General features: G+C 73.7%; 23 protein-coding genes. 11 read left to right on the top strand and 12 right to left on the bottom strand.

Annotated features, from left to right (window positions below; translation table 11 throughout):
• Positions 1-22: 22 nt before the first annotated feature.
• Positions 23-505: a hypothetical protein gene (locus ACZ6Z8_RS22680; RefSeq protein WP_465611873.1), complete on the bottom strand. Its 483-nt coding sequence runs from the start codon at positions 503-505 to the stop codon at positions 23-25.
• Between the two features lie 51 nt (positions 506-556).
• Between ACZ6Z8_RS22680 and ACZ6Z8_RS22675 the strand changes: the two genes are divergently transcribed.
• The 5 genes from ACZ6Z8_RS22675 (at position 557) to ACZ6Z8_RS22655 (ending at position 4,102) form a co-directional block, all read left to right on the top strand.
• Complete coding sequence (locus ACZ6Z8_RS22675; RefSeq protein ID WP_465611872.1) at positions 557-1,075, top strand: MarR family winged helix-turn-helix transcriptional regulator; 519 nt, start codon at positions 557-559, stop codon at positions 1,073-1,075.
• Positions 1,076-1,286: 211 nt separating this feature from the next.
• Complete coding sequence (locus ACZ6Z8_RS22670; RefSeq protein WP_465611871.1) at positions 1,287-1,751, top strand: MarR family transcriptional regulator; 465 nt, start codon at positions 1,287-1,289, stop codon at positions 1,749-1,751.
• Positions 1,752-2,301: 550 nt separating this feature from the next.
• Complete coding sequence (locus tag ACZ6Z8_RS22665) at positions 2,302-2,814, top strand: hypothetical protein (protein ID WP_465611870.1); 513 nt, start codon at positions 2,302-2,304, stop codon at positions 2,812-2,814.
• Positions 2,811-3,308 (top strand): nucleotidyltransferase domain-containing protein, encoded by a 498-nt coding sequence (locus ACZ6Z8_RS22660; RefSeq protein WP_465611869.1) that lies wholly within the window; start codon positions 2,811-2,813, stop codon positions 3,306-3,308. Before ACZ6Z8_RS22665 ends, ACZ6Z8_RS22660 begins: the two co-directional genes overlap by 4 nt.
• 140 nt (positions 3,309-3,448) lie before the next feature.
• Positions 3,449-4,102, top strand: a complete 654-nt coding sequence (locus ACZ6Z8_RS22655; RefSeq protein ID WP_465611868.1) for a DUF1707 SHOCT-like domain-containing protein — start codon at positions 3,449-3,451, stop codon at positions 4,100-4,102.
• Positions 4,103-4,135: 33 nt separating this feature from the next.
• Here the strand turns inward: ACZ6Z8_RS22655 and ACZ6Z8_RS22650 are convergent, their stop codons facing one another.
• On the bottom strand, positions 4,136-5,614 hold the full coding sequence (locus tag ACZ6Z8_RS22650) for an eCIS core domain-containing protein (RefSeq protein WP_465611867.1): 1,479 nt from the start codon (positions 5,612-5,614) through the stop codon (positions 4,136-4,138).
• Positions 5,615-5,811: 197 nt separating this feature from the next.
• Positions 5,812-7,107: a hypothetical protein gene (locus ACZ6Z8_RS22645; protein ID WP_465611866.1), complete on the bottom strand. Its 1,296-nt coding sequence runs from the start codon at positions 7,105-7,107 to the stop codon at positions 5,812-5,814.
• A gap of 311 nt (positions 7,108-7,418) precedes the next feature.
• Between ACZ6Z8_RS22645 and ACZ6Z8_RS22640 the strand changes: the two genes are divergently transcribed.
• On the top strand, positions 7,419-7,985 hold the full coding sequence (locus tag ACZ6Z8_RS22640) for a dihydrofolate reductase family protein (protein ID WP_465611865.1): 567 nt from the start codon (positions 7,419-7,421) through the stop codon (positions 7,983-7,985).
• Positions 7,986-8,144: 159 nt separating this feature from the next.
• Here ACZ6Z8_RS22640 and ACZ6Z8_RS22635 read toward each other — a convergent pair whose 3' ends face one another.
• From ACZ6Z8_RS22635 to ACZ6Z8_RS22605, 7 genes are all read right to left on the bottom strand, one after another.
• Positions 8,145-8,930, bottom strand: a complete 786-nt coding sequence (locus tag ACZ6Z8_RS22635) for an NAD-dependent epimerase/dehydratase family protein (RefSeq protein ID WP_465611980.1) — start codon at positions 8,928-8,930, stop codon at positions 8,145-8,147.
• Positions 8,931-9,104: 174 nt separating this feature from the next.
• Positions 9,105-9,275 (bottom strand): hypothetical protein, encoded by a 171-nt coding sequence (locus ACZ6Z8_RS22630; RefSeq protein ID WP_465611864.1) that lies wholly within the window; start codon positions 9,273-9,275, stop codon positions 9,105-9,107.
• Positions 9,276-9,311: 36 nt separating this feature from the next.
• Positions 9,312-9,851 (bottom strand): EF-hand domain-containing protein, encoded by a 540-nt coding sequence (locus ACZ6Z8_RS22625; protein WP_465611863.1) that lies wholly within the window; start codon positions 9,849-9,851, stop codon positions 9,312-9,314.
• 42 nt (positions 9,852-9,893) lie between these two features.
• Positions 9,894-10,472, bottom strand: coding sequence for a hypothetical protein (locus tag ACZ6Z8_RS22620; protein ID WP_465611862.1), 579 nt, complete (start codon positions 10,470-10,472; stop codon positions 9,894-9,896).
• A gap of 382 nt (positions 10,473-10,854) precedes the next feature.
• Positions 10,855-11,364, bottom strand: a complete 510-nt coding sequence (locus ACZ6Z8_RS22615) for a hypothetical protein (RefSeq protein ID WP_465611861.1) — start codon at positions 11,362-11,364, stop codon at positions 10,855-10,857.
• 155 nt (positions 11,365-11,519) lie between these two features.
• Positions 11,520-11,801: a hypothetical protein gene (locus tag ACZ6Z8_RS22610; protein ID WP_465611860.1), complete on the bottom strand. Its 282-nt coding sequence runs from the start codon at positions 11,799-11,801 to the stop codon at positions 11,520-11,522.
• Between the two features lie 147 nt (positions 11,802-11,948).
• Positions 11,949-12,182, bottom strand: coding sequence for a hypothetical protein (locus tag ACZ6Z8_RS22605; RefSeq protein WP_465611859.1), 234 nt, complete (start codon positions 12,180-12,182; stop codon positions 11,949-11,951).
• Between the two features lie 278 nt (positions 12,183-12,460).
• Here ACZ6Z8_RS22605 and ACZ6Z8_RS22600 point away from each other — a divergent pair, with 278 nt between their 5' ends.
• From ACZ6Z8_RS22600 to ACZ6Z8_RS22590, 3 genes are all read left to right on the top strand, one after another.
• Positions 12,461-12,799: a hypothetical protein gene (locus tag ACZ6Z8_RS22600; RefSeq protein WP_465611858.1), complete on the top strand. Its 339-nt coding sequence runs from the start codon at positions 12,461-12,463 to the stop codon at positions 12,797-12,799.
• Positions 12,800-12,842: 43 nt separating this feature from the next.
• Complete coding sequence (locus ACZ6Z8_RS22595; protein ID WP_465611857.1) at positions 12,843-13,571, top strand: dienelactone hydrolase family protein; 729 nt, start codon at positions 12,843-12,845, stop codon at positions 13,569-13,571.
• A gap of 72 nt (positions 13,572-13,643) precedes the next feature.
• Entirely contained in the window at positions 13,644-14,417 is a 774-nt protein-coding gene (locus ACZ6Z8_RS22590) for a DUF6193 family natural product biosynthesis protein (protein ID WP_465611856.1), read from the top strand.
• A gap of 132 nt (positions 14,418-14,549) precedes the next feature.
• Here the strand turns inward: ACZ6Z8_RS22590 and ACZ6Z8_RS22585 are convergent, their stop codons facing one another.
• Both ACZ6Z8_RS22585 and sigJ read right to left on the bottom strand, forming a co-directional pair.
• The gene (locus ACZ6Z8_RS22585) at positions 14,550-14,927 is read right to left on the bottom strand and encodes a nuclear transport factor 2 family protein (RefSeq protein WP_465611855.1); all 378 of its coding nucleotides are present in this window, start codon (positions 14,925-14,927) and stop codon (positions 14,550-14,552) included.
• A 205-nt stretch (positions 14,928-15,132) separates the two neighbouring features.
• Positions 15,133-16,095: an RNA polymerase sigma factor SigJ gene (gene sigJ / locus ACZ6Z8_RS22580; RefSeq protein WP_465611854.1), complete on the bottom strand. Its 963-nt coding sequence runs from the start codon at positions 16,093-16,095 to the stop codon at positions 15,133-15,135.
• 261 nt (positions 16,096-16,356) lie between these two features.
• On the opposite strand from sigJ, the gene ACZ6Z8_RS22575 reads away from it, so the two are divergent.
• Both ACZ6Z8_RS22575 and ACZ6Z8_RS22570 read left to right on the top strand, forming a co-directional pair.
• Positions 16,357-16,524, top strand: a complete 168-nt coding sequence (locus tag ACZ6Z8_RS22575) for a hypothetical protein (protein WP_465611853.1) — start codon at positions 16,357-16,359, stop codon at positions 16,522-16,524.
• A gap of 64 nt (positions 16,525-16,588) precedes the next feature.
• Positions 16,589-16,975 carry a DoxX family protein gene (locus ACZ6Z8_RS22570; RefSeq protein ID WP_465611852.1) on the top strand — a complete coding sequence of 129 codons (387 nt, stop codon included), beginning with the start codon at positions 16,589-16,591 and terminating at the stop codon, positions 16,973-16,975.
• Positions 16,976-18,084 lie beyond the last annotated feature (1,109 nt).

The raw sequence follows: 18,084 nt of genomic DNA, 5'->3' as shown, positions 1-18,084 counted from the left end.
GAGAGGCTTGCGCGGTCGTGGGTCAGTCGGTCTCGGCGAGGGTGTCGAGGTGGCCGGCCAGGCGGGTGAGCAGGGTCATCAGGGTGGTGAACTCCTGCGGTGTCACGCAGGACGTCATCCGGGTGCGCAGTTCGGCGACCTGGGCGCTGATGCGCCGGTGGGCGGCGCTGCCCTCGTGGGTGAGGGCGAGGGCGCCGTGCGCGTCGGCCGTGATCCAGCCGCGGGTGGCCAGGGCGTCCAGGTAGGGGCGCATGGTCGGTTCGTCGGAGGAGAGGAAGGCGGCCATGACCGCGTCGACGTCGGCGGTGCTCAGCGGCCCGCCGGCAACGGTGTTGAGCACCTGCCAGGCGCGTCGGCTCAGGGCGTCGGCGGCGAACAGGCGGGCCATGGACTGCTCGATGGCGCCGTCGATGTGACGCAGCCAGTAGCCGAGCGGGCGCTGGCGGCGCACGTCGGGCAGGGCGGCGGCGGACGGGGTGGTGGTGGACGGGGTAGTGGTGAGCATGCGGGTCCCCCTCAATGCATGTCTTTTTACAATGGTTGTAACCTAGCATGCATGTCGAATCGGGAGAAGACGCCGGACCGGACCCAGGACGCCAGTGCGCGCGAGCGGGAAGCCGTCGCCGCCGTCGAACGTGCCATGATCGCCATCCGCCGCAGCCAGACCCGCCGCTCCCTGGGCCGCATCGCCCCGCCCGACGGCGCCCGCGCGATCGACCCCACCCTGTTCGGCGTGCTGGACGCCGTCGAGGCCCACGACGGGCCGTGTGCCGTCACCGACGTTGCCGCCGCCCTCGGCGTCGACCAGCCCCGCGCCAGCCGCCTGGTGCTGCGCACCGTCGAGGAGGGCTGGCTGGAGCGCGGCAGCGACCCGCGCGACGCCCGCCGCACCCTGCTCTCCCTCACCGCCGCCGGACGCGGGCAGTTGGAGACCGCCCACCGCTTCCGCCGTGCCGTCTTCGCCCGCGCGATGGCCACCTGGAGCGAGCACGACCGCACCGAGTTCGCCCGTCTGATCACCGCGTTCGTCGACGGCTTCGGCCAGGCCACCGCGGCCGCCCCCGAAGACCGCTGAACACCCCCGAACGCCGCCGAATCCGACGGCCGCCGACGGCCGCCGGCGGCCTCGGAACGCCCCCGCGGCCTCGGAACGCCGCTGGGGGCCGTCCTGACCGACCACATCCGGCCATCGGGGCGCCGCGCACGAACCGCCTTGACCTCAAGTCGACTTGAGGTCCTACGGTGATCGCGTTCCGGTGATCCGACGGAGAAGGAGGCGCGTCGCCGTGACGCTCAAGGAGTACCCGCACGAGGCCCTGGCCGCTCAGCCCATCGGCGCCTGGACCGGCGAGGTGTACCGGCGGGTGGTGGGAGCGCTGCGCGAACAACTGGCGGTGGAGGGCCTCACCCAGCCGCACTGGTGGACGCTCAACCACGCCGCCGGAGCCCCGGGCGCCTGGAACCGCACCACGCTGACCGTGCGCCTGGCCCGCTACGAGGACCTCGGCATCGACTTCGGCGAGGTCTTCGACGACCTCGCCTCCCGAGGCTGGCTGCTGGAGGACGCGGCGACGGGCGGCATGTCGCTCACCGAGGCGGGGGAGGCCGCACGCCTGCGGGCCCGCGAACGCAACCTGAACGTGCACCGCCGCGCCCACGAGGGCGTGGACGAGGCCGAGTTCGTGTCTACCGTCAACGTCCTGCGCCGCATCACCGCCAACCTGGGCGGCGACGGGAACCTGCCCGACTGAGCGGCCCCCGACCCGGTGCGCCCGGCCCCTGACGGCCGGGTGCACCGAGGCCGCCGTCGGCGGGGCCGTCACCCCGCCGACGGCGCCGACCGGAACCGCCCGCCCGCGCAGGGAGTCGACGGGGGGCGACGCCCTGCGCGGGCGCGGTCCACCGGCCCACGAGCCCCCACCAGAGCCCAACGGCCCCCACCGCCGGACGGGTTCACCGGAGCCCTCCCCGCACCCCCGAGGTTCGTGGAGGGCTCCACCCGTACGGGCCGGGAGCGGCGCACCGCGGCGCCCGCCTCGACGGCACGCCGTGCGCCCGGGATGCCCCCTGCACCCCGGCGGGCGCGCTCGACCCCGTCCTGAATCCTGAACCTGCTGCGCCACCACTGAACCTGCTGCGCCACCACGGCTGCTCACGAGCCGGAGCCGTCCCGCGCTACGCCACCAACCGGGCGGGCCCGGGCCCGGAGAACCTTGCAGCGCGGCAGCCGGGCCGACGCCGTAGTCCCCTATCATGGGCGCGCTCTCACGCCATGATCACCGGAATCCAGGGGGACCGTTGATGACCGGAACCGTCGTCGTGCACGCCGAATCGCCGGTGGTGGCCCTGCGGAGGGGCTGCTACTGGGTGGTGATCGACGGCGTGCGGGTCGGCACGGTCAGACGGGGCGCCACCGCCCGCTTCCCGGTGCCCGCCGGAACCCGCACCGTCCGGATCGCAGCCCGGGACCGGAGCCGCTCCAACGCGGTGAGCGTCGAGGTCGGTGAGGACCGGGAGTTCCTGGTCACCAGCCGGAGCACCGGCCTGGTGTACGCCCTCCTGGTGCCGCCGCTGGCCCCCGTCGCGATGGTTCCCGCGTACTACGTCTTCGCGCTCCTGCTGCTGATGGGCGCCGTCTTCTGGGCCGTCCCCGGCCTGCTGTTCCGCCTGAGGGCCGTCGGCGACTCCGCCCTCCCGGCGGCGCCGGCCACGGAACCTGCCGAGCCCGCCGAGGAGGAGCCGGGCGGCACCGGCCTGTGGTGGGAGTCGGACCCGGCCCTGGCCAAGCGCTTCCGCAAGAACGGCGCCTCGTGAACGAGACCGACGTCCTCCGCGTCCTGGACCTCCTGACGGACGCGGGCGTGAGCGCCTGGGTGGACGGCGGCTGGGGCGTGGACGCCCTGGTCGGGCACACCACCCGTCCCCATGACGACCTGGACCTGGTCCTGCCGCACGACCAGCTCGACGCGGCCCGGCGGGCGTTGGCCGCCGCCGGGTTCACCACCCTCCTGCGGGACCTGCTGCCCTCCGCCCTCGCCCTGGCCGACGGCGCCGGCCGCTCCGTCGACCTCCACCCGGTGACCGGCTCCGCCCGCGACGGCGGCCACCAACTCCTCCCGGACGGCGGGAAGTTCCGCTACCCGGCCCCGGTGACCGGCACCATCGGCGGCCGCACCGTCCCCTGCGTCGACGCCGCCACCCAGGTGCGGTGCCACCTCGGCTACCCGCCGCGCGACAAGGACCGTCACGACCTGGCCCAGCTGCACGCCCGTACGGGAGCGGCCGTGTCCACCCGGCATGCCGGGTAAGCGCCCGGGCCTGGCGGGAACGCGTAACGCGATATAACGTATCGCGATATAGCGTAAGTTGCCGTCCGCGCGTCGCTGAGCCCCTCAACCCCCGGGCCCACAGCGCGTGGACCCTTTGTCGGATTTGGGGGACGGGAAGCATGCCGGGAGAGATCGCGACCGCCGGGAGCAGCTCCGCCCGCAGCGCGCGGCCCGCGCTGAGGGCCTCGCACGCGGACCGCGACCAGGTGGTCGCGGCACTGAGCGTCGCGGCGGCCGACGGCCGCCTGACGGCGCAGGAGCTGGACGAGCGGGTGGAGGCCGCACTGTCGGCCCGCACACTCGACGAACTGACCGACCTCACCGCCGACCTGCCGCCCCTGCCGGCCCCGGTGGGCGGCCTCGGCGGGACGGCGGCCGAGCCCAAGGACGTCCTGCGGATCGAGCAGAGGTACAGCAAGACCGAGCGCACCGGCCCCTGGGTGCCGCCCCGGCGCCTGGAGATCGCCGCCGAGTGGTGCAGCGTGACGCTCGACTTCACCCAGGCCGTGATCACCCGGGACACCCTGGAGATCGACGTCGACATGAAGGGCGGCAACCTGATCCTGATCGTCGGACCGGGCATCACCGTCGACCCCGGCGGCCTGACCATGGAATTCAGCCAGGTGAAGAACCATCACACCCCGGACCCGCAGGCCCCGGTCAGGCTGCGCATCCAGCTGATCGGCCGCAAGAGCTTCGGCCGTGTCACCGTCCGCCGCCCCCGCCGCTGGCTGCCCGGCCGGCGCACCACCACCCCGCCCGCCGGGCACTGACCCCGCCGACCGGGCATCAGGACCTGGTCGTGGTCACTGTTCGGTCTTCCCCCGCTTGCGGGTGCCCGTGGAACCCCGGCCCGGACCCCCCGGCCGCTTCCCGGCCGGCGCGCTCGCCCGCTCCCTGGCGTCGATGGCCTCCCGCAGCCGCTGCTGCGCCCCGGTGATCTGCCCGGCCAGGGCCTGGTCGGTGTGTCCGGTGACGGCGGGGGTGGTGGCGGCCCGGCCCAGTGCGGCGACCGAGTTCTCCAGGTACGCGCGCCAGTAGTCGAGGTGCTGCTCGGTGGTGGCGGGCCGGGCGAGGTTGGCGGTCAGCTCGTCCGCGTACTGCACGAGGTAGCCGACGGTCTCGCCCAGGTAGCCGCTGCTGATCCCGGTGCGGCCCGCGTGTTCCAACTCCCAGACGTGGGTCTCGATCTCCCGCATCGGCTGCTGGAGCGTGGCGAAGGTCTCGTGGCCGGTGTCGCTCAGCACGTCCATGTAGATGTGGGGGTCCGCGCCGTCGGCGGCGCCCTCGTCGGGCATCAGCATGGCCTGGGCCGCGTGGATGAGCTCGTGGCGCAGCGTGCTGTGGATCTCGGCGGGGCCGTAGTCGTCGAACAGATTCCGGTACAGCGCCATGGTGACCTTGTCGCCCGAAGTCCCGGTGCTGGTCAGGGCCATGGGCTTGCCTGCGCCCTGGCGGGAGTGCTTGTAGCCGAGGACGAGGTTCTCCTCCTCCACGGCCCCCGGCAGCCGGTCGAGGACGTAGCGCAGGAGCGCGTCCAGCGCCGCCTGGCGTACGGCTCTCGCGCTCGTCCCGGTGGCGGCCTTCGCCTGCTCCAGCTGCGTGACCAGGGCGACGGGCAGCTCGGGCACGACCGCTGACGGCTCGTCGGCCTGGGGCAGGTCGTCGGAGGCGCTGCGCTGCACCACCCCGCCGAAGGCGGCCGTCCGCTCCTGCCGCCCGTCCGGCCCAACCGGACGGGCGGGTGCGGACATGACCCGGCGCGCGGTGGCCTCCGCCTCGCGCTCGAACCGGTCGGAGGAGTCGCTGACCCGCAGGCCGTCGCCGTGGTCGGTACCGGCCACGGGGCCGTGCCGCTGCTGGATGACGTGGGTCAGCTCGTGGGCGAGGGTGTGCTTGTCGCCGCCGCCCTCGCCGATGACGACGTGGTTGCCGGAGGTGTAGGCGCGGGCGCCGACCTCGGCGGCGGAGGCGCGGGCGGCGGGGCCGTCGTGGACCCGGACGTCGGAGAAGTCGGCGCCCAGGCGGGCCTCCATCTCGGTGCGGGTCGCCTCCCTCAGGGGGCGGCCCGCGGTGCGCAGGACGTCGTGGACGGTGGAGCGCTGCACGGCGGCGGCCGGCCCGGGGGATCGCTGCAGCATCCGGACGACGGCCGCGTTGCCCACGCTGGCCTGCAGGACGAGCAGTCGGCGGCCGGGTGCCCGCCCGGTGCGGTCGGGGTGGTCGGGGTGGTCGGTGACCGTGTCCCGGCTGCCGTGCCCGCGCTCGCCGTCGTGTGTGCGCATGGGTGTGTCCCCCCGGGTTCCTGCCGACGTTCCATGGTCAACCGGCGGGGTGGTGGGACGGAAGGGCCGTGGGGGCAGCGGTCCGTGCCCGTACGGGCAGTTCGGAGGGCCCCATGAACACGGCGCCGGGAGTGGGAGGTCGGACCGGCCGACTTCCCACTCCCGGCACCCGGCACCCGGCACCCGGCACAGAAGGCTCAGGACAGGCGGTCGAGGATCCACTCGACGAGGACGCCGGAGACGTGGCCGTGCTCGGTGTTCTCGGTGTCGAAGGCGACCTCGTGCAGGTGGAAGCGCTCGGGGGACTGGGAGTTGAGGTCCAGGTTCGGGTCGACGTCCCAGACGACGGGGTCGTACTTGACGGCCGCGGCGCTGACCGCCGGGACGAAGGCGCCGCTGCGGTACTCCTCGCTGATCTTCGCCCTGATCGCGTCCGCGACCTTGCCGAAGGAGTCCAGGATGCCGCCGGGCACCCCGTCCAGGGCCGGGACCTCGCTGGTGGTGGAGCGGCGCAGCTCCAGGCCGACGTGCATGCCGCCGATGCGCTGCTCGGTGCCCCGGTCGGGCTGGAAGCGGGCGGTGGCGCTGGCGATCAGGGCCTGCCAGTCGAAGGCGACCTCGCCGGCGGGCAGCGGGCGGCCGGTGCCGTCGCCGGTGCCGTTGGAGACGCCGAGCAGGCGCGGGCGCTGCGGGAAGTTGCCGAGGTCGGCGAGCTCGCGCACGAACTCGGTGCGCAGCTCGCTGGCGGTGGCGACCTCGCCGGAGTACTTGGCGTCCGGCACCCACGCCCACAGCAGCTGCTGGGCGGCGGGGCTGCGGATCAGGTCGGCCTGGGAGGGCAGACCGGGCTTGGCGGGGGCGAGCTTCTCGAAGAAGTACGCCATCTGCTGGAGGATCAGCGGGATCCAGGCGCCGTTGTGCGGGGAGTCCCAGGACAGGTAGGTGCCGGTCTCGTGGTCGATGCCCTCGTTCTCCAGCTTGGCGAGGGCGTAGCGGGTGACGATGCCGCCCATGCTGACGCCGCCGACGGTCAGCGGTGCGGAGCCGCTGCGCTCGGCGCCGGCCTGCTGGATCGCGGCGATCGCCGCCCGGGCGTTGTGCTGGATGCGGGCGTGGCGCTCGTCGAAGCCGATCAGGACGATGTCGTAGCCGCGGGCGAGGAGCTGGTCGAAGAAGCCCGGGCGGTCTTCCTCGTACGGGGTGTTGAAGTGGGCGAAGAGGGCGGGCAGGTCGCTCTTGCCGTAGTTGAAGCCGTCGGCGAACAGGAACGGCTTCTCCAGGTGGGTGCGGCCGTTGCCGTAGTAGACGGCCGCCTCGCCGCCGGGCAGCGGCCAGGTCGTGTCGGGCACGCGGCTGCCGGGGGCGCCGATCTCGGTGGTGAACAGGACGTCGGAGGAGATGCCCGCCGCCAGCTCGGCGAGTTCGGCCGGCGTCGGTTCCGCCGCGCTGGTGCGCAGGGAGGTGGAGACGTCGATACGGGGTGCCGCAGTCATGACTTACCGCCTCGGTCGGGGGTGATTCGTGGCCGACCGTATTGGTTCGACTACTCACCGCACCAGGTGTGGACCGGTACTGGTCACAAGCGATCGAGGCGGACCGTTCGGCGGCGGAACCCGCCCGGGTCACGGTGCGGCCCCGCCGGCCCCGGAGGAGGGGCCCGCCGACTCGCCCGCCTGATCCTGCGTGGCCTCGGCGTCCTCGGCTGTCCCACGGCCCTGTCACTCGTGCTCGGTCCTGAACCCGTGGTATTCCCTCACGGGGGCGAGGTCGAGAGCCGGACGCCCACGGACGGAAGGCTGGCGACATGCGGAAACTGGTCTACGGCATGAACCTGACCCTGGACGGCTACATCGCCGCGCCCGGCGACGACATCGGCTGGAGCGGACCGCCGAGCCCCGAGCTGTTCCAGTGGTGGCTCGACCAGGAGAAGGCGAGCGGCCTGTCGCTGTACGGGCGCAAGCTGTGGGAGACGATGAGCTCCTACTGGCCCACCGGGGACCGGCAGCCCGACGCCACCGCGGCGGAGATCGAGTTCGCGCGGACCTGGCGGGACACGCCGAAGGTGGTGTTCTCCTCGACGATCGACGAGGTCGACTGGAACACCCGCCTGGTCACCGGCGACGCGATCGCCGAGATCACCCGGCTCAAGGCCGAGGACGGCGCCCCGATGCACATCGGCGGCGCAACGCTCGCCGGGGCGGCCATGCGCGCCGGACTGATCGACGAGTACATGATCGCCTCCCATCCGGTCCTGGTCGGCGGCGGCACGCCGTTCTTCACCGCGCTGGACAGCTGGGTGAACCTGAACCTGGTCGAGACGCGGACGTTCCCCGGCGGCGTGGTCCTGACCAGGTACGAGACGAGGCGCTGAGCCGCTTCCCCGCCGTCTCAGCGAGGTCGTGCACCGTGCGCACGTGGTCCGACCGCCGCCCGCCGACGATCAGGGAGGTTCGGGCGACGACGGTGCCCGGGGTTCACGAGGCGGACGCCGGTCTTTGCCGAGGCCTTCGCGGCACCGACCGCGGATGGGTCAGCGGGTGAAGCGGCCGCCCAGGTAGCGGTACTCGGGGTCGTCGGCGGGCAGGTCGCCGAGCTCGGCGATCAGCTCCTCCGCGTACTGCTCGGCGTCGTCCTGCGGTTGGTAGCCGAGTGCCCGGGCGGTCGAAAGGTCCCACCAGGCACGGGTGTTGGCGGAGATGCCGTAGACCACGGTGTGCCCGTTCACCGGGCCGGTGAGGGCGGCGTGCACCAGGCGGGCGCAGTCGCCGGGGCTGAGCCAGGTGGCCAGGGCCCGGATGCTGCGCGGCTGGTCGGCGAAGGAGCCGATCCGCAGCGAGACGCTCTCCATCCCGTGCCGGTCGGCGTACAGCGAGGCCAGGTTCTCGCCGAAGCACTTGGACAGCCCGTAGAAGGTGTCGGGGCGCTGCGGGGTGTCCACCGGCACGATCGCACCGCCGGCGGGCCGCTCGGTGAAGCCCACCGCGTGGTTGCTGCTGGCGTAGACGATCCGGCGCACCCCCGCCGCCCGGGCCGTCTCGTACACCCGGTGGGTGCCGTCGATGTTGGCGGCCAGGATGTCGGCGAACGGCGCCTCGCCCGGGATCCCGGCCAGGTGCACCACCGCGTCCACGTCTTCCATCGCCTCTGCCAGGGCGCCGGCGTCCTGGAGGTCGGCGGTGACCGCCTGCGGTTCACCGGGCACCGGCAGGCGGTCGAAGCAGCGCAGCCGGTACCCGTAGGCGGGCAGCGACTCCCGCAGGCTGGTGCCGATCCGGCCGGCGGCGCCGGTGAGCAGGACGAGTCGCGGCTGGTTCACCATGTGCTGTGTCCCCCTGGGCCTTTCTCGCGGGCCCGAACCGGCCCCGCGGTCCAACGCGGTGGATCGCGACTGTACCTGACGGCCGGTCGCGGGAACGGGACGGGCGGTTCCGGCCCGGCAGCGCGATTCCTCGGGTAGGGTCCGTGGTCAGTGCGGCGCTGGGGATCCCCCCTATTGCCCGGAGAGCATGGTGATGGGCAGGTCCATGCTGATGAGGCTGTCGGCGGCAGCGGAGAAGTCCGCGTCCCCGCACGGGTTGAGTGGGTTGCCGACGGGCAGGCCGAGGAGGTTGCCGGTCACCGATCCCGGGCCTGCGGTGGCCCCGGCGGGTCGTTGGTGCACGAGGGGATGCCACGGCCCGCCGGGGGCTGGTGGGGATCAGTACAGGGCATCGCCCATCGGCGAGCCGTCGCCCGTGACGTAGGCGCGGATGGCGGCCAGGTACTCGGCGCGGCTGACGCGCCCGTCGCCGTCGGTGTCCAGGGCGTCGAACGCCGCGCCGGCGTTGTCCGCCCGGTTGTTCAGAGCCTGGCGCAGCGCCGTGAACTGGGAGCGGTCCAGGGCGCCGTCCTGGTCGGCGTCGGCGAGGTCGAACAGGGCGCCCAGGGCGTAGCGGCAGACGTTGTCGAACTTGTCGGCGTCCACCCAGGCGACGTACTCCTCGTAGGTGATCACGCCGTCGCCGTTGGCGTCCATCGCGGCCCAGGCCCGCTCTCCGGTGGTCTGCGCGGCGATCACCAGGGGGTCGTCGTGGGTGCGGCCGGTGGCCTGTCGGGCTCGTTCGATGCGCACGAAGTAGTCGTGCCGGGAAGCGATGCCGTCCCCGTCGGTGTCGAGCATCGCGTAGACGCGGCCCTTCGGGGTGGCGGTGAGGGCGTCGGCCGGGGCCGGCCGGGGTGCGGCCTGGGGCTGTGGCATGTCGGGTCTTCCTTCGTGAGCGGGAGCGGGGAGTTGGGCCGGTCAGTGGGTCAGGCGCAGCACGAGGGTGGAGTCGAGGGTGGTCTCGCCGGCCGGGGTGCCGCAGCCGGCGCCGCTGCTGGTGCCGATCGCGGTGAGGGCGTCGCCCGCGAAGCGGGCGCTGTCGGGGGTGACGGCGCCGGTGACGACGAGTGAGGCGGTGCCGTTCACCTTCACGACATCGGTGTGCGTGAACTCCAGGGTGGAGGTGGTCAGGTCGGCCCAGTGGACGGTGGTGGTGGAGGTGTCGCCGTGTTCGTCGCCTGTGCACTCGGTGGCCGGCATGGTGACCGTGCGCTCGAACGTGCCGGTGGCCGAGGGCGCGCCGGAGGCGTCCACGCACGAGAGGGTGCCGGTCATGGCCAGGGTGTCGGGCAGCGGCAGGTTGGTGGCGCCGGCACCGACCGCGTTGGCGAAGACGCCGTGGGCGTTCATGACGCAGGTGGCGTCGGTGACGGGCGCGACGGGCACCGGGCGGGCCGGGGCCGGGCGGGCCGGGGCGGCGGCGCCGGTGAGCAGGGGGAGGGCGGCCAGCAGCGAGGAGGCGGCGGCCAGCGAGGTGCGGCGGACGGAGATTGTCATGTGGTGTGCTCCAAGCGGGAGTTGGGGGGTGAATCCGGGCGGGTGCTCAGGAGAAGGCGTAGGCCGCGGAGGTGCCCAGCCCCCGGGGCTTTTCGACGGCCGCGGCGCCGGCACGCTCGAAGCGGCCGGTCAGTTGGTGTCACCGGTAGGAGCCCGCCGGCGCCTCCTGCAGCGACTCGGTGAAGCGCACCGCCTGGGGCGGGACGACCGCCGAGGCGTGGGCGAGGGTGTCGACCCGGGCGGTGAGCAGGCCGTCGACCAGGGCGGTGGCCTCGGCGGGGCTCGAACGGCATGTGGAAGGACGGCGGTGAAAGGGGTCCCATGACCGGGTCGCTTCCCTTCCCCGGCCCCGCCGATACGGAAGTTCACCCGTACGGGAAGCTCAGGGATTCTCGGTGACGAACCAGTCCGCGGAGGGCGTGGTGCCGCCGGGCTGGGCGCCGAGGGATCCGGTCGGGGTCTCGGTCAGGTAGAGGTCGTTGTCGTTGAGGTCCGATCCCGACCGGACCCGGCAGCGGCCGGCGCCCGTGATGCTCCACGCGGACTCGGTGGCGCGGCACTGCCCGTAGCGCACGCTCCAGTTGTCGCCGATGGCCACGCAGCCCACGGCGTCCTTGTCCGGGTCGAACGCCGCGAGGTTGACCCAGGCGCCCTCCGGCCGCAGCTCCCAGCGCTGTTCGGGCACCGCCTCGCACGGCTCCAGCCGCACCTGCTCGGTGCCGAAGGTGTGGTGCAGGCAGGTGCCGGTACGGGCGTTGCGCAGCGAGTAGGTGGGTGCCGGGCCGGTGGCCGCGCGGGCGGTGGCGCTCGCGGTGGCACTCGCGGTGGCCGGCAGGAGGAGCAGGACGGCGAGGGCGGGCGCCGTCGCCGCGCGCCGGGAACGAACGGGCATGGGGTGGCTTTCCGTTGAGACTGCGCGAAACCGTTTGTGCAACGCTCAACGATCGACGCGCAGTCAGGAAACGAACCACCGCCCGCCCCGGCACGGGGAGTACGGGAAGCCGGCCCGGCCGACGCCCCACGCACCCGGGTGCCCGCCCGGGCGGACTACTCCATGGGTGCCTTGCGGCAACCGTTGGCCGCGATCACGGCGGGCACGTAGTCGTCGCGCAGGAGCCGGTAACACGCGTCGAAGGCCTCCTTGCCCCCGGCCGCGCCGATCTCGCAGGCATCCTGCACGACCTGCTGGTCGGCGTTCGGTGCCTTCTCCAGGACGTAGTAGAAGCAGCCCTGCGCGGTCGCGCTCGCGGCCGGGGCGAGAGCGACGGCACCACCGAGGGCGAGGGCGAGGGTGCAGCCGGCGGCAGCGGCGCGGCGGAACAGCTTCATGATGGTCGGATCCTTCCGATCAGGGTGGGTGCGAGAGAGCCGGCGGGGGTACGCGAACCAACCCGTCGCGCCCGGCCCGGCACATGACTACCGCAGGCCCCACCCCGTTCGGCCGGGCGCCGCGCCGACACCCGACCGAGATCACCCTCAGGGAGTGCCGCTGCGCCCACTGCGCGCGCTGCGCCCGCTATTCGTTCGCTGCGCGCGCAGCGGCGGCACGTACGGCTCGGGCACGAGGCGGCGGGCCTCGACGGCGAGGCCTGCGGGCACCTCCACCCGGGCCGCGACGTGGGCCAGGCACGCCTGTGGCGTCGCGTGCGCGGCCGGGGCGAGCAGGGCGGCAGCGCCCAGGGCCAGGGCGGGGCGAGGGCGACGGTGCACACGGCGGCGGCCGCGCGCCGTACCGGCTTCATGCCGGGTGGGTCCTTCCGAACAGGCGGGCAGTCGAAGGCGCGGGCGCGGACGTCCCCCGCTCACCGACCCCGGCTCCGCCCAGGCCTACCGCACGGCCGCCCCCGCCGCCGCGGCCGTGCGGCCAGCCGACTACCGGGCTGCGGCGGCGCCCAACTTCCGCTCTGCCGTCGCCAGTTCGAGGGATTGCGGTATCCGGCCCGGCGCCGACACGATCCTGCGCAGGGGAACGACACAGGGAGGCATCCATGCGCCGACAGATCATCGGGGCCGTCATGACGGCCGCCGCCGGGACGTTCGCGCTCGCCGCACCCGCCGAGGCGGCCACCGGGGTGGTGGTGAACGGCGTGCCCCACGAGAACCGCCGGCGCGGCTGCTGCCCGAGTTCCTCGCCGGTCTCCCTCCAGAACCACACCGACTCCACGGTCCCGGTGCATGCCGACGCGAACTGCCAGGGCGCGCTGACCGCCGAGGTGGAACCCGGCCGGTCCGCCAGGACCTTCGGGGGCAAGCTGCTCCGTGCGCTGAGCGGCCGGGTACTCCCGCCCACCCACGCCGCTCCTGCTTCTGCTTCTGCCGACGGCTAAGCCCGGCCCCGCCGCCGTCCGGTTGCCACTACCGTCGGAACCCATGGACACCGTCACCACCCGCACCGTCGAGTACCCCGCCGACGGCCTCACGATGGTCGGACACCTCGCCCTGCCGGCCGGCACCGGCCGCCGGCCCGCCGTCCTGATCGGGCCCGAGGGCACCGGCCTGAACGACTTCCAGCGCCGCCGGGCCGACGCCCTCGCCGAACTCGGCTACACCGCCCTGGCCTTCGACCTCCACGGCGGACGGTGGTTCACCAACCCCCAGGACATGCTGGAACGCTGCCTGCCCCTGCTCGCCGACCCCGACCGGCTGCGCGGCATCGGCCACGCCGCGCTCGACGTGCTGCGCGCCCAGCCGCGCACCGACCCCGGGCGCATCGCCGCCATCGGCTACGGCACCGGCGGCGCCGTCGTCCTCGAACTCGGGCGCGACGGCGCCGACCTGAAGGCGATCGGCACCGTCAACGCCCTGACCACCGGCCGGCCCGGCGAAGCCGCGAACATCCGCTGCCCGGTCTGGGCGGGCGTCGGATCCGAGGACCCGATCATGCCCGCCGCCCAGCGGGACGCCTTCGCCGCCGAGATGCAGGCCGCCGGCGTCGACTGGCGCCTGACCGTCTACGGCGGCGCCCGGCACGCCTTCCACCACCCGCCCGTCGACCAGGCCGTCGTGCCCGGCGTCGCCCACCACCCGCGGCACGCCGAGCGTGCCTGGCGCGACGTCCTCGCCCTGCTCGCCGAATGCCTGCCCGTGACGGCCGGTTGACGGCCGGTTGACGGCCGGTCGGCGACTGCGGGCCCCGGCCGGGGCACGGGCCGCTCTGGCACACTCGACCGCATGTCCGAACCCCAACGGCTCCCCGGCACGGCGCCGGGCGACGACACCGACCCGCTGCACGAGTACGCGCAGCTCTACCCCGAGGTGGCGCGGGCCGGTTCGGTGCGTGACGCCCTCCAGGCGGCGGCCGACCGCGCGGGCCACGAACTCACGGTCGAGCTGACGTCCTCACCGGGCTGGCGCCACGTGGCCGCGAAGGCGGAAGCCGGCGCCCGCCTGGCGACCGTCAGCATGCTGCGCGCCGGCGAACGCCACTTCGCGCTCAACTGCTGGACCAACGGGATCCACATGGCCGGCGGCTCGGCCCAGGACCTCGCCGAGGTCGCCGGCGCGATGCACACCTGGGTACGGGCGGGCGCCGGGGTGCGCGAACTCACCGAGCGGTGGCCCTTCCTGCGGACCTGGGAGCTGGCCGAGGCCCACGAGCGCGGCGAGGCCGTCCCGGCCCGGTGGCGGATGATGCTCCGCGGCCCCGCCCGTCGGCAGGACTCCGACTTCCGGGACCTCGTCGAGGCCGCCCACGCCGAGCCACGGCTGCGGGCCCTGTCGCCCGGGCGGTCGATGTGGTGGTTCACCCTCAGCCGCCGCGCCGAGCCGCCGGTCTGCCACGACCTGCCGAGGACCAGGCCGCTGGGCGAGGGCCGCTACGAGGTCACCTTCGCCGACCGCCGGGTGCGGGAGGCGGACGGCGCGCCGTCCGCCGTCGCGCTGATCCTGGCCGCCCTGCCCGACGACGCCGTCCCGCCGGCCCCCGACTCGCCCCTCGGCCCGTGAGGTCACTCTCGACAGAGGTGTGTGCGGTTGATCAGGGCGGGTGTCTGGTGTTGTGGCCGTACGGGTGCGCGGGGTTGGCGGCCGTGGCGGCCGTGGCGGTCGGAGGTGCGGCGACCGTGACCGAAGGATGACTCAGGAGGCGGACGGTTCGATCTCGCCGGCGAAGACGATGACCTGGTCGATGAGGTTGCGCCGCAGATGGACGACGTCCGTTCCCGTCAGGCGGGGACCTCCGTCCGGCGTGGTGAAGACCCACCGGTACCGGGCCCACTCGTCAGGCATGTCCACCTGCGAGCAGCGCGTCATCGTGCCGGTCCCCGCCGGGTGGCGCCGGAGGTCCAGCACGAACCGCTCGACCGCCGCGATTCCTTCGGTGCGGCCCAGGGGCCCCCAGAAGATCACGTCTGAGGTGAGGGCCTGGGAGAGCAGGGCCGTGACGTAGCTGTCGTTGGAGGCGTTGAAAGCGGAGATGAACGTGTCGATCGCGGTGCGTGCCGTTTCTTCCTGCATGCCCTAGTAATACCAGCCGCTTCGCGTGCGTTCGTCCTGTGCGTCGCCTTCCGGTCGCGGTGGAGGGTGCCGGTCGCAGCACCGGGGGAAGAAACGCCCGCCCTGCGGCGGACGGGCCGCGGGGCGGGCGTGGGGGCGGGCTGGGGGTGGCGGGTCCGGGCCCGCGGCGGGCGCGGCGCCGGTTGACCCGAAGGGCGTCGTGTGCCTACCGCCTCCGGTGTTCCCGGGGCGTGCGCAGGCCGAGGTCGGAGACCGGGCCGAGGTGGCCGAGCTTGTCCGGGTTGGCGACGGCGTGGATTTCGCGCACGGTGCCGTCCCTGGTGATGTCGAGGGCGAGGACGTTGAGGACGCGTCCTTCGGTGTCGTAGGCCACCATGCCCGGGTGGCCGTTGATGCGGGCGGGTACCAGGCGGGCGCCGAGTTCGGTGATCCGGTGGACGGCGTTGACGATGAGTTTGGCGACCGGCAGGGAGGTGGTGACCGGGCGGCCGATCGCGCGGGCCTTGCCGCCTCCGTCGCCGTGCAGGACGACGTCGGGGGCGAGCATGGCGAGCAGTTCGTCCAGGTTCCCGCCGGCGGCGGCCTCGAAGAAGCGGCGGGCCAGTTCGTCGCCCTGCGCTCGCCGGGCCGGGGGCGTGGGCGGGGTGTCGGTGGTGCAGGCCGTGAGGTGTTTTCTGGCGCGGGTGAGGATCTGACGGCAGTTCGCCTCGGATTTGCCGGTCAGCTGCGCGATGTCGGGGTAGCTGTAGCCGAAGGCCTCGCGCAGTAGGAAGACCGCGCGTTCCACGGGGGAGAGGGCCTCCAGCATCACGAGGAACGCCATCGACAGGGAGTCGGTGAGTTCGGCGTGTTCGGCGGGGGCGTTGCCGGGGTGCTCGGCGAAGGTGACGACCGGTTCGGGCAGCCATTCGCCGGCGTAGGTCTCGCGCCGCATCCGTGCGGAGCCGAGGTGGTTGATGCCCAGGCGGGTGACCGAGGTGGTCAGGTACGCCTTGAGGTTGGTGACGGTGGTGCCCGCCTGCTGGGCGCGGGTCAGGTTGAGGAAGGTGTCCTGGACGAGGTCCTCGGCGTCGGCGACCGAGCCCGTCATGCCGTAGGCGATGGAGAACAGCAGCGGCCGATACCCGGCCGCCTCCGCCACGTTGGCCACGTCTGCCGGTCCCGTCATGCAGCCCCGTCCTTTCCGGCGCCACCGCGGTGGGTGGCGCGCGTCACACCGGCGCGCCTGTCACAGGCGGCCGGGCTGCCCTGTCCAAGAGGGCACCAGCGGACAAGGTAGCGAGGAGAACACGATGCGAGCCCGCCCGGACCCCCTTTTCGCCGGCCCGGTGATGGGCAAGGTCTTCACCGGCGCCGAGCGGGCGACCCTCCTCCTGGCCGAGGAGGGCACCCGCCCCGCGGACGCGGCGGGCGGGGTGAGCGAGGCGAGGTGGCAACTGCGGCGAGGCACGACGACGAGGAGCAACTCGCCGCCCTGGTGGGCCTGATCGCGGTGATCAACGCCTTCACCGGGGCAACGTCCTCACCCGCCAGCCCGCCGACGGCCACCGGGCCGGACAGCACCCCGCCCTCCGAGCCCCCCGCCCTCAAGCCCTGACCTTCGAACCCTGCCCTCCGGGCTCCGAATCCGGTAACTCGCTCTGCCCGTAAGGAGAAACGTCGTGAACGTCGCATTGTGGATCGTGACCGTGCTGCTGGCCGCCGCTTACCTGCTCGGCGGCGCTTTCAAGGTGCTCGTGCCCAGGGAGAGGATCGCTGCCGCCGGGCGCAGCGGCCGTTGGGTGGGGGACTTCAGCGCGGGCGGGGTGAAGGCGATCGGCGGGGTGGAGGTGCTGGCCGCTGTCGCTCTCGTACTGCCGGCCGTGCTCGGTGTCGCGCGGGTTTTCGTGCCGCTGGCCGCGCTGGGGCTGGTGTTGCTGATGGTCGGTGCGGCGGTGGTGCGTGTCCGGCGTCGGGAGTACGGCCTGGTGGCGGTCGACGTGCTGTACATCGTGCTGGCGGCGTTCGTGCTCTGGGGACGCGTGGGCCCGGAGTCCTACCTCCACTGACCACCCGGACCCGCCGCCACCGGCCGCCCCTGACGCCCGTTCAATACAGGGTGGTTGCATTTCCGCCCGGCCCAGGGGGCATGCTGCGGGGCGGGGGTGGGCGCGGAAGGCGTGACGGGGTGCACAGCAGGGCGCGCGGGTGCGGCGGTGGGGCGACGGCCTGCACGGGATGGGCGGTGGTGCCGGGAGGCGGCGCCGACTGGGGGCGGGCTGTTGCCGGTGTCGACGGTGGATGGTGTGGATCGCCGTTCGGCCCGTCGTTCGGCCCGCTCCCGCCGTTCGGATCGTCCAGTGCCCGGCTGTGCGCCCTACCCGGGCTGCTGCGGTGTGGCCGTGGTGGGGCTGGTAGCCCGTTCAGCCCAGCAGAGCCGCGACTGTTCCCACGGTCGGGTGGCCGGCCGTGCCGGGGCGGGTGGCGTGGTGGTCGGCGGCGGGCCAGGGGCTGCAGTGGCGGGACTGGGCCGGGTCGGCGGCCGGGGCGTGGTGAGGTCGGTGGCGGCCGGGCTAGGGGGCGGGTGAGGGTGGGCGCCAGGCGTGTGTCCTGGGTGCGGCCCTCGCGCGGTGGGGCCTGGTGGTGGCCGGTGGCCGTGCCCGGCGGGTCGCGGCCGGTGGTCGGGGTCTGGGCCTGGCCGGGGCCAGGTGGGTGGTGTGTTTCGTGTGTGGGTGGGGTGGGTGTGTGTGGCACTCGTGTGGGTGAGGGCGGGTGGTGGGAAGCCGTCCTGCTGCTGCGGGCCGTCGTGGGCGGGTGAGTGTGGGGCGGTGTGGCCGGTGCGGGTGGGGTCGGGGGCGGTCGGGGTGGGGGCGGTCTGGCGCGGGTGTGGGTTTGAGTGGGTGGGGGGTTGGTGCCGTCCGGAGGGCTGCGTATGGGTGGCCGGGTGGGTGTGGGGCGTGCAGGTTGGTTCCGTGAGCCGGGTTCGGTGTGGGCGGTTCGCCCCGGGTGGGGCGCCGGCGGGGTTCTCGGGTTGGGTGGTTGGGTGGTTACGGCAGGTACCGTTTCGGGTGCTGTGTGTTGATCGTTGTTGGGTGGGTGGTGTCGGGTTGTGGGTGTGGTCGGGTTGGTGTGGGGTGGTGGAATCGTTGGAGGATCAGCGGTACGACTTTCGAATGTC

This window comes from Kitasatospora sp. NPDC101108 (genome assembly GCF_055584725.1).
The sequence above is the reverse complement of the archived record's forward strand: the minus strand, read 5'-3'. Positions and strand labels throughout refer to the sequence as shown.

Bases quoted from the DNA above. Each gene is read 5' to 3' on its own strand.
- ACZ6Z8_RS22680 (WP_465611873.1), bottom strand. From the start codon at position 505: ATGCTCACCACTACCCCGTCCACCACCACCCCGTCCGCCGCCGCCCTG.
- ACZ6Z8_RS22675 (WP_465611872.1), top strand. From the start codon at position 557: ATGTCGAATCGGGAGAAGACGCCGGACCGGACCCAGGACGCCAGTGCG.
- ACZ6Z8_RS22665 (WP_465611870.1), top strand. From the start codon at position 2,302: ATGACCGGAACCGTCGTCGTGCACGCCGAATCGCCGGTGGTGGCCCTG.
- ACZ6Z8_RS22655 (WP_465611868.1), top strand. From the start codon at position 3,449: ATGCCGGGAGAGATCGCGACCGCCGGGAGCAGCTCCGCCCGCAGCGCG.
- ACZ6Z8_RS22650 (WP_465611867.1), bottom strand. From the start codon at position 5,614: ATGCGCACACACGACGGCGAGCGCGGGCACGGCAGCCGGGACACGGTC.
- ACZ6Z8_RS22645 (WP_465611866.1), bottom strand. From the start codon at position 7,107: ATGACTGCGGCACCCCGTATCGACGTCTCCACCTCCCTGCGCACCAGC.
- ACZ6Z8_RS22640 (WP_465611865.1), top strand. From the start codon at position 7,419: ATGCGGAAACTGGTCTACGGCATGAACCTGACCCTGGACGGCTACATC.
- ACZ6Z8_RS22625 (WP_465611863.1), bottom strand. From the start codon at position 9,851: ATGCCACAGCCCCAGGCCGCACCCCGGCCGGCCCCGGCCGACGCCCTC.
- ACZ6Z8_RS22620 (WP_465611862.1), bottom strand. From the start codon at position 10,472: ATGACAATCTCCGTCCGCCGCACCTCGCTGGCCGCCGCCTCCTCGCTG.
- ACZ6Z8_RS22615 (WP_465611861.1), bottom strand. From the start codon at position 11,364: ATGCCCGTTCGTTCCCGGCGCGCGGCGACGGCGCCCGCCCTCGCCGTC.
- ACZ6Z8_RS22610 (WP_465611860.1), bottom strand. From the start codon at position 11,801: ATGAAGCTGTTCCGCCGCGCCGCTGCCGCCGGCTGCACCCTCGCCCTC.
- ACZ6Z8_RS22600 (WP_465611858.1), top strand. From the start codon at position 12,461: ATGCGCCGACAGATCATCGGGGCCGTCATGACGGCCGCCGCCGGGACG.
- ACZ6Z8_RS22595 (WP_465611857.1), top strand. From the start codon at position 12,843: ATGGACACCGTCACCACCCGCACCGTCGAGTACCCCGCCGACGGCCTC.
- ACZ6Z8_RS22590 (WP_465611856.1), top strand. From the start codon at position 13,644: ATGTCCGAACCCCAACGGCTCCCCGGCACGGCGCCGGGCGACGACACC.
- ACZ6Z8_RS22585 (WP_465611855.1), bottom strand. From the start codon at position 14,927: ATGCAGGAAGAAACGGCACGCACCGCGATCGACACGTTCATCTCCGCT.
- sigJ (WP_465611854.1), bottom strand. From the start codon at position 16,095: ATGACGGGACCGGCAGACGTGGCCAACGTGGCGGAGGCGGCCGGGTAT.